Below are 8,175 nucleotides of genomic sequence, written 5' to 3'. Positions count from 1 at the left end.
GGGCGGTTATGGCCGTGCGATCAACGATTCCGGGGAGGTTGTGTTCAACCTGACGCTGTCCGGACTCCCGGGTCCGAAGTCGGGGATCTTCCTGCTCGGCTCCGCGCCGAACTGACGGGCTGGGAGCGGCCTGTGCCAAAGGATCCGGCGGGGTCGTCCTTCATCAGGACTGCCCCGCTTTTTTGGGGTGGGGGCAAGGAGGGCGGACGTCCCTCCGGCGGCCGCAACAGGATCCCGGGGCAAAGGCATCCCGGGACAGATCCGCCTTTCACGTCCATCGCCAATGCCGCCGAAGGACAAGAATGGGAGCGAAGCGGACATAGCGGCTCTGCCGCAATGTCCTTCCTCCTTACTCTCCCGCTCCCAATGCCTGGCCAATAATGGATTGTCCGGAAATGGAGTGCGCGATTGAATGTGGACCATGATCCGTCTCATCTGGTTCTTCCTGTTCTTCCCGCTCATGCTCCGCGCGGGGGAAACACGCGTCCTTTTCCTCGGCGACAGCATCACCCAGGATGGCCGTTGGGCCACGCTGGTGGAGGGCGCGTTGCGGAACACCGACATCTACCGTGATGCGGAGGTCGTCAACATGGGCCTCGGCAGTGAGACCGTTTCCGGTCTTTCCGAGGACGGCCATGCTGGCGGGAAATTCCCCCGGCCGGACCTGCACGAGCGGCTGGGCCGTGTCCTCACCGCCTATAAGCCGACGCTGGTCTTCGCCTGCTACGGCATGAACGACGGCATCTATCTGCCGCTCGATCCGCAACGGCAGGCCGCCCATGAGAAGGGTGCCACCCGCTTGAAGGAGGAGGTGGAGAAGATCGGCGGACGCATCATTTTCCTTTCCGCTCCCTTGTTCATGCCGGACACCCCGGAGAAGGACACCCAGGGCTATGACAAGGTGCTGGACGCCTACGCCGCCTGGCTGGTCTCCATGCGGGCGGAGGGCTGGGAAACCGTGGACATCCGCCCCGACCTGAAGCGCGCCGTGGCGGACGCCAAGGCGAAGGATCCCGCCTTCATCTACGCGAAGGATGGCGTCCACCCCGGCGGGGACGGCCACCGCTTCATCGCGGAAGCCGCCGCGAAGGGACTGTGGCCGTTGCTGAAGCTACCGGGGCAGCCCGTCCTGCCAACCGGTGACGCGCTCAAGATCCTCTCCGAACGAGCCGGTGTGCTGGAGTATGCCTGGCTCTCCGAGACGAAACACCTCCGCCCCGGCGTCAAGGCCGGGCTGCCGCTGGATGAAGCGAAGAAGCGTGCGGATGAGCTGATGGTGAAGTATAAGGAAGTGGTGAAGTAAGGATTCTCCAGTAAGGAGGTAGGACACTCCTGTCCTACGGCTGCAACCGGAACCCATAGCAAAAGCATTTCAGGGGAAATCCGCCCTCTTATATCATTCGCCAATGCCTCCGTTGGACAGGAATGGGAGCGAAGCGGACATAGCGGCTCTGCCGCAATGTTCACCCTCCTTGCTCGCTCACAACGTCGGCGGACGCTGATCATTTGACAATCCCCGCCACCAGTGGGACAGGAGAACATCCATCTTTCCATGTCCCGTCCCATCGTACTCCCGCTCGCCGCCATCGTTGCCTGCCTCACCAGTTGCACCACCATCCCCGAGCTCGGCGGCATGATGGATCGCGGCGGCACCAGCGGCCGGAAGATCGAGGTCGATCTCACGGACCAGAAGGCCACCCTCTTCCAGCACGGCAAAGTCGTCGCCATTTCCCCCATCTCCTCCGGCAGGGAAGGAAAGACGACGCCCACCGGCCGCTACCGGATCATCCAGAAAAGCCCCGACCACCGGTCATCCCTCTATGGCAACTACGTCCGCAACGGCAAGGTGGTGAAGGAGAACATCGACATCCGGAAAGGAGGCCGCCCGCCCGGCAGCCGGTTCGAGGGCGTGCCCATGCCATACTTCATGCGCTTCACCGGTGCCTACGGCCTCCACGCCGGGAATGTCCCAGGCTACCCCGCCAGCGCTGGCTGCGTCCGCCTCCCGCCGCGCCACGCCAAGCGGTTCTACGATGCCGTCAAAATCGGCACCCCCGTCATCGTCCGCCGCTGAGCCAAAAGTAAGGAGTGTCAACCCTCCTTACTCGGCGGCAGCGGTAATCCGGATCTAACAGATCCGCCACATCATCCGTCGGAAACACATCACTGGTAGGTCGGTGCCAGCCCCCCGGAGGATAGGCGTCCCAACCAAGGAATGTACCGCTGCGGCCAACCTTTTCATGAAGACACCTTAGTAGGGCGCCCTGATGGCTTTGAAACGCATGCCATTGAAGTCATGTAGCAATCTTACGTCTGCCACTTCGTAGGGTGTCACGCGGCCTGCCCACAAGGATCCTCCTTCCGCCCAGACAAGGCGGTCCCGATCCAGGTCCGCCCACTCCCACAGTGGGCGGTCGTGGATCACACGGGTCGCCCGGTGGATAAGCCGATGGGTTTCGTAAATGGATCCTTTGGATCTTGGGCTTCCCGGCCGCCAATTCACATGGACGATCTTTTCGAGAACCCAGTTGCAGCCGATGTCTCTGCTGAAAGTCAGCCGGTGATGACGGTCTTCTTCGGTAGCATCACCTCTGGTCCAGCCTCCCCATTGAAGCCGGATGGGATAGGATCCCAATCCTCCGATATCTCCTGTGTGATAGGGACTGTAGGAGTCTTCCACCTCCCGTAGATCGATGGGTTGAAACTCCTCATAGGGCGGACCAAAGAAGTAGATCCTGTGCATCGCATATGCGGTATTGCTGACGAAGACTCCGCCACCGCCGGTGCTGAATCCTATCAATTTGCCATCGATGAACGCATTGCCCGCCCATAGCCCGATGGCCTTCAGATAGGGTGCTACTGAAATCACCGTCAGTTCCTCGGCCTTCCGGCTCTGCGGTCGGTAGGCGCTGTAGATGAAATGCTTCCCATCCGGCGAGAGATCGGAAAAACGCTCCCTGATCATGCCCCGCATCCATTGGCCCATAGTGAATTGGTCCGTGTCGCGATCCCACTCCATGGTGCACACGCATTTCGACGGCCCGCGGCGGATGACGACTGCCTTGCGAGCATCACGGGCAAGGATCACATGGAGGCGTGTATGAGGGCGGCCACTCTTCATCGCTTCCCATCCATCCACTTGTCCGTGATGGCCGTTTTGTAATTCCCGAACCGCTCCAGAATATCCCCGATGCTCTCCTCCATCACCAGCATGCGGTGGTGTTCCTCCCGCACGAAGCGCTGGGCGACGGCGTGCTCCAGGAACCGGAACAGCGGGGAGTAGAAGCCCGCCACGTTCAGGAAGGCGCAGGGCTTCGTGTGGAAGCCGATCTGTGTCCACGTATAGACCTCGAAGATTTCTTCCAGCGTGCCCACGCCGCCGGGCAGGGCGATAAAGCCGTCCGAAAGATCCGCCATCAGCGTCTTGCGCTGGTGCATGGACTCCACGGAGTGAAGCTCCGTCAGTCCGGAGTGTGCGACTTCCTTTTCGATCAGCAGCCGGGGCATGACGCCGATCACCCGTCCGCCGGCATCCAGTGCGGCATCCGCCATCATGCCCATGAGTCCGACCTGGGCACCGCCATAGACCAGGGTGATGCCGCGCTTTGCGAGCGTTCTGCCCACATGCACCGCGGCCTCCGCATACTCAGGCAGCAGTCCGGGACTGGAGCCACAATAGACGCAGATGGCCTTGGGTGCGGATGGAGTCATGGCGGGGAGTCGGAGTTCCACGGCCACTTCACAATCTCCTGAACTAGATCGACAAGGCCGATTTCATGCAGGCGGGAAAGGTCATGCCACTCGCAGCGGTCCGTGCTGCCGGAGGTTTCATGGCGTAGCGTGCCTCCGGTGATCTCCGCATGATAAACCACCCGCACGCCGTGATAGGGTACGGTTCTGTTATAAATCGTGTCGATGCCGGTGATGCCAATGGGACGGACGATGAATCCTGTTTCCTCCTCCACCTCCCGGATCATCGCCTGCTCCGGACTCTCACCGAACTCCAGCGCTCCGCCGGGCAGCGTCCAGTAACCGTGCCACTTGTCCGGATTACACAACCGGCACAGCAGGATCTTACCCTGATCGATCAGGATGGCATAGGCACCGAAACGGGTTTGGGGCGAGGGAACGTTCATTTCGTGGGTTGGATCGACGAATCCATTTGGCATGACATGATGAACGCGACATTCCGCTCCGCTTCCCGGAAACCACATGCCAGATGGAAGGCGATGGCGTTCCCATTTCCTATCTCCGCATTGCTGCCGAGTTCCTGATACCCGTTGCCCTGCGTCCAATCTGCGGCAGCGGAAACAAGCGCCCGCGCGATTCCCGTTCCGCGCACGGCTGGGTCCACGAAGATGCCTTCCAGAAACGCGACAGGAGAAGTCGTCGCGCCATCCACCCAATCCGTTCTCACGGAAATCTCCGCGAACGCGATGATCTTCCCGGCGGCATCCTCCGCGACCAACGTGACGCCCGGAGTGGGTTGATCGAAATGCCGCGCAATGTCCACTTGGTGGTCCGCGCCCGGCCACAGCATCTCACGCAGGCGCAGCCATCCGGCGGAATCGGTGACTGTGGTTTCCCTGATGCGGATGGATGACGGGGGCGGAGATGTCCGTTCAACTTCCTCGCTCTCCGGTATAAGCTTTTTCGAGAGATGGAAATGTGTGTGTCCGGGAGGGAATCCAGGCAGCTCGGAGAACACCCGGTAGCCCAGATGTTCGTAGAAATCCCTGGCCTGGAAATCAAAAGTGCCGAGCCATGATCCGGCGCAGCCCCGGCTGACGGCGATGGCTTCCGCCGCCAGCAGCAGCTTCTTTCCGAAACCCCGGCCTCTGAGGGATGGGGAAATCCACAGTCCGTCGATCATCAGCCATGACCACATGGTGGCTCCGTAGAGTCCGCCCGCCACGTTTCCGTCATCGCCTTTCAGCGAAAGGTGGAGGGGTTGCCAGTCACGGCCTCCCAGTCCATCCGGGTCCGCTTCCCGGATGCCTTTCCGGACGGCAGCAGGCAGTGAGTCCGCGTCCGCCTGATCATCGATGTGGTATTCCATGCTTCCGCCACCAAAGCAGCCGCCTGTCCTGACGTAAAGGTCGGGCCACCCGCTCCGGTTCTTGTTGTAGGAAGGTCCGGGGAATCACGCTTTGGGGAATCTCTTCCGTCGCATGAGGGTTGCTCCGATGCCCAGGCCACCGAGGAGAACACCGCCCGGCTCGGGGACAATGTTGCCCTCGATCTGGAAATTGTCGAACCGCATGTTCCCCGCAGCGTCACTGGAGCGGTAGACACCGATGGTGAATGTCACGTCCGAGGTGACGTTGGCGAGTTCCGGAACCGCGGAGAGATCCAGCGTGTACTGGTTGTTCCCCGCGGTGGGGTTGGTGGTGTTTCCGATGGCGGTGACACCTTCCGCAGCGGTGATGGTGCGGGAGTCCAGGATCGTGCTACCCGTCAGGCTGCTTTGCACGAAGAAGCTGTAGGTGCCGGCCTTGAAGTTCGCGTTACCCCATGCGTAGAGGCTCAGTTGGCTGAACTGTAGCGCGTAGCCGCTTCCCGCGGTGACCGTGAAGGTAAAGGTGTCCGGGCCGGTTCCAGCTCCAGCGCCAGTGAGTGCGCCACCGGCCGTGGTTCCCACGTTGCTGGCGAGGAAGACATAGGCTCTGGAGCCGCCGACTCCGGCGATGCCCTGGTTGGTCCCGTAGTTTCCATCGGCGAATCCGGAACCTGCGGTCAACGGAGACACTGTAACTCCTGTGGGAGGCGTGCCGACCGGGGCGTAGTTCGGACCCACACCGGGATTTGCTTCGAAATTCCAGAAACCGAGGACCGCAGCCTGGGCGGAGGTGAAGACCAGTGGCAACAGGAGCAGGCTGGAGTAGGACGCGGACGATCTTGGTTTCATGGTTCTGGCGAGCTGATCCGGGAACGAAGGGGCCATGATACAAAACAGACTCCGCGATTCAGACAATATCTGCCGGCTAACACTTTTGGGTGAGTCGCTGCCGCCGGGGCCTTGCCACTCCGCCGACCGATGGTGATCCCCAGCCCTTCAAAGAAGCAGTCCGCCGGACTCCAGGTGAAGCAGGTAAGATTTCGCCTCCAGTCCTCCCGCGAAGCCGGTGAGCTTGCCGTTCGAACCGATGACCCGGTGGCAGGGTGCGATGATGGAGATGGGGTTCCGCCCGTTCGCCGCACCCACGGCCCGCACCGCAGCGGGGCTGCCGACCTCCACCGCGATCTGTGCGTAGGTCCGCGTCTCACCGAAGGGGATGCGGGTGAGCGCGGCCCATACCTTTTTCTGGAACTCCGTGCCATGGAACTCCAGCGGTACGGTGAAATGTTCCAGCTTTCCGGTAAAGTAGGCGGCCAGTTGCCTTTCCGTCTCCCGCAGCACGGGATGGTCGGGGCTTTCCTCACGCGGGTGGAGCGGGACGCGCTTCGGATCGTCATCCTCCCACAGCACCGCCGCCAGACCCGCCTCTCCGGCGACGAGGGTCAGCACGCCGACAGGGGAGGGCATCGTTTTCGTGAACCAGCTCTTCGTCGTTTTCATGGCCCCACCATGCACCACACGCGGAGTGGATGCTGGCCATTTCCGGACATGGAAGCGAATTTCCATTCCATGTCCGGAAATGGCGAGTATCTGCCGCGGAATGGGCTACCGTCGCAGCATGATCGATGACGATGCCGCCTATCAAGCGCTGGCCTCCCATGATGCCCGGTTCGACGGCGTGTTCTTTGTCGGGGTGACCTCCACGGGCATCTATTGCCGCCCCGTATGTCCGGCGAAAACCCCTGCGCGGAAGAACTGCCGCTTCCATGCCAGTGCGGAGGCGGCGGAGAAGGCGGGCTTCCGTCCTTGCCTGCGCTGCCGTCCGGAGCTGGCACCGGGGAATGCTCCGGTGGACAAAGCGCACCGGATCGCCCATCTCATCGTCCAGCGGATCGGGGAAGGCCTGGGCGACAGCGACGAGGCGGGGCTGGAGGAGATCGCCGCCGGACTGGGGATGAGTTCGCGGCACCTGCGGCGGATCGTGCAGGCGGAACTCGGCGTTTCACCCATCGAGCTGATCCAGACGCGGCGGCTGCTGCTGGCGAAGCAACTGCTGACCGAGACGAAGCTGCCGGTGATCGATGTGGCCTTTGCCAGCGGCTTCGCAAGCCTGCGCCGGTTCAATGATGCTTTCGTCACGCACTACAAGATGCCCCCGGGACGACTGCGGAAAGAAGCGGCGGGCGGAGGGGCGAAGGCCGCCGCCCACGGGGATACCTCCACGTTGCTGCTGACCTACCGGCCGCCTTACGATTGGGAAGGCATCCTCGACTTCCTCCGTGGACGCATGATGAAGGACGTGGAATGGGTGGCGGAGGATGCCTACCTGCGGACCGTCCGCATCGGCGGGCATACGGGATGGATCAGTGTCACGCATGCGGTGCGGAAGCACGCGCTGGCGGTGGAGTTCAGCCATTCCCTGGTCCCGGTGCTGCCCGCGTTGCTGGGGCGGCTGCGCAATGTCTTCGACCTCGTCGCGAGGCCGGACCTCATCTCCGCCCATCTGGGGAAGGACCCGGTGCTGGGGGGTGCGGTGAGGGGGAATCCCGGCCTGCGCGTGCCGGGTGCCTTCGATGGCTTCGAGATGGTGGTGCGTGCCATCCTCGGACAGCAGATCACCGTGCGCGCCGCCACCACCATCGCGGGGAGGTTTGCCGCAGCGTTCGGGGAGAAAATCGTGACACCCTTCCCGGAGCTGACGCGCCTTTCGCCGCAGGCGGAAAAGGTGGCCGCCACCACGGTGGATGATGTCGCCCGGCTGGGCATCGTCAGCGCGCGGTCGCGGTGCATCCTCGCCCTGGCACAGGCGTTCCGCTCCGGCGCGTTGTCCTTGGAGCCGGGGAGCGATCCGGACGCCACCATCCGCAGCCTGGAGGCGCTCCCGGGCATCGGCCCGTGGACGGCACATTACATCGCCATGCGCGCATTGCGCTGGCCGGACGCGTTCCCAAAGGAAGATATCGCCGTGCGCAACCGCCTCGGCGGCGTGACCGCGAAGCAGGCGGAACTGCTTTCCCAACCCTGGCGGCCATGGCGGAGCTATGCGGTGCTGCATCTGTGGCGGTCGCTGGGGTAGCGGCGGGTGAACACGTTGGCAGGGATGCCACTCCGTGGCG

Annotated in this window: 9 protein-coding genes; 3 read left to right on the top strand and 6 right to left on the bottom strand. The window is 62.7% G+C overall.

The window, feature by feature from the left end; genetic code table 11:
- Positions 1–421: 421 nt before the first annotated feature.
- Together KF712_18080 and KF712_18075 are read left to right on the top strand one after the other, a co-directional pair.
- Positions 422–1,303, top strand: coding sequence for a hypothetical protein (locus KF712_18080; GenBank protein ID MBX3742899.1), 882 nt, complete (start codon positions 422–424; stop codon positions 1,301–1,303).
- Between the two features lie 249 nt (positions 1,304–1,552).
- Positions 1,553–2,074 (top strand): L,D-transpeptidase, encoded by a 522-nt coding sequence (locus tag KF712_18075; GenBank protein MBX3742898.1) that lies wholly within the window; start codon positions 1,553–1,555, stop codon positions 2,072–2,074.
- Positions 2,075–2,251: 177 nt separating this feature from the next.
- Here the strand turns inward: KF712_18075 and KF712_18070 are convergent, their stop codons facing one another.
- The 6 genes from KF712_18070 to KF712_18045 form a co-directional block, all read right to left on the bottom strand.
- Positions 2,252–3,088, bottom strand: a complete 837-nt coding sequence (locus tag KF712_18070; protein MBX3742897.1) for a hypothetical protein — start codon at positions 3,086–3,088, stop codon at positions 2,252–2,254.
- Between the two features lie 29 nt (positions 3,089–3,117).
- A complete protein-coding gene (locus KF712_18065) occupies positions 3,118–3,711 on the bottom strand; it encodes a TIGR00730 family Rossman fold protein (GenBank protein ID MBX3742896.1) in 594 nt (197 codons plus the stop codon).
- Positions 3,708–4,136 (bottom strand): NUDIX domain-containing protein, encoded by a 429-nt coding sequence (locus tag KF712_18060; protein ID MBX3742895.1) that lies wholly within the window; start codon positions 4,134–4,136, stop codon positions 3,708–3,710. The genes KF712_18065 and KF712_18060 overlap by 4 nt, the downstream gene beginning before the upstream one ends.
- A complete protein-coding gene (locus KF712_18055) occupies positions 4,133–5,059 on the bottom strand; it encodes a GNAT family N-acetyltransferase (protein MBX3742894.1) in 927 nt (308 codons plus the stop codon). Before KF712_18055 ends, KF712_18060 begins: the two co-directional genes overlap by 4 nt.
- 84 nt (positions 5,060–5,143) lie before the next feature.
- Positions 5,144–5,908, bottom strand: coding sequence for a hypothetical protein (locus tag KF712_18050; GenBank protein MBX3742893.1), 765 nt, complete (start codon positions 5,906–5,908; stop codon positions 5,144–5,146).
- 147 nt (positions 5,909–6,055) lie between these two features.
- Positions 6,056–6,559, bottom strand: coding sequence for a methylated-DNA--[protein]-cysteine S-methyltransferase (locus tag KF712_18045; GenBank protein ID MBX3742892.1), 504 nt, complete (start codon positions 6,557–6,559; stop codon positions 6,056–6,058).
- Positions 6,560–6,659: 100 nt separating this feature from the next.
- Between KF712_18045 and KF712_18040 the strand changes: the two genes are divergently transcribed.
- On the top strand, positions 6,660–8,135 hold the full coding sequence (locus KF712_18040) for a helix-turn-helix domain-containing protein (GenBank protein MBX3742891.1): 1,476 nt from the start codon (positions 6,660–6,662) through the stop codon (positions 8,133–8,135).
- The last annotated feature ends 40 nt before the right edge of the window (positions 8,136–8,175 follow it).

This window comes from Akkermansiaceae bacterium (assembly GCA_019634595.1).
Lineage (GTDB): Bacteria > Verrucomicrobiota > Verrucomicrobiia > Verrucomicrobiales > Akkermansiaceae > Luteolibacter.
The sequence above is the reverse complement of the archived record's forward strand: the minus strand, read 5'-3'. Positions and strand labels throughout refer to the sequence as shown.

What these genes read in the sequence shown, in the direction of transcription:
- KF712_18080 (MBX3742899.1), top strand. Translation starts at nt 422, where the DNA reads ATGATCCGTCTCATCTGGTTCTTCCTGTTCTTCCCGCTCATGCTCCGC.
- KF712_18075 (MBX3742898.1), top strand. Translation starts at nt 1,553, where the DNA reads ATGTCCCGTCCCATCGTACTCCCGCTCGCCGCCATCGTTGCCTGCCTC.
- KF712_18065 (MBX3742896.1), bottom strand. Translation starts at nt 3,711, where the DNA reads ATGACTCCATCCGCACCCAAGGCCATCTGCGTCTATTGTGGCTCCAGT.
- KF712_18060 (MBX3742895.1), bottom strand. Translation starts at nt 4,136, where the DNA reads ATGAACGTTCCCTCGCCCCAAACCCGTTTCGGTGCCTATGCCATCCTG.
- KF712_18055 (MBX3742894.1), bottom strand. Translation starts at nt 5,059, where the DNA reads ATGGAATACCACATCGATGATCAGGCGGACGCGGACTCACTGCCTGCT.
- KF712_18050 (MBX3742893.1), bottom strand. Translation starts at nt 5,908, where the DNA reads ATGAAACCAAGATCGTCCGCGTCCTACTCCAGCCTGCTCCTGTTGCCA.
- KF712_18045 (MBX3742892.1), bottom strand. Translation starts at nt 6,559, where the DNA reads ATGAAAACGACGAAGAGCTGGTTCACGAAAACGATGCCCTCCCCTGTC.
- KF712_18040 (MBX3742891.1), top strand. Translation starts at nt 6,660, where the DNA reads ATGGGCTACCGTCGCAGCATGATCGATGACGATGCCGCCTATCAAGCG.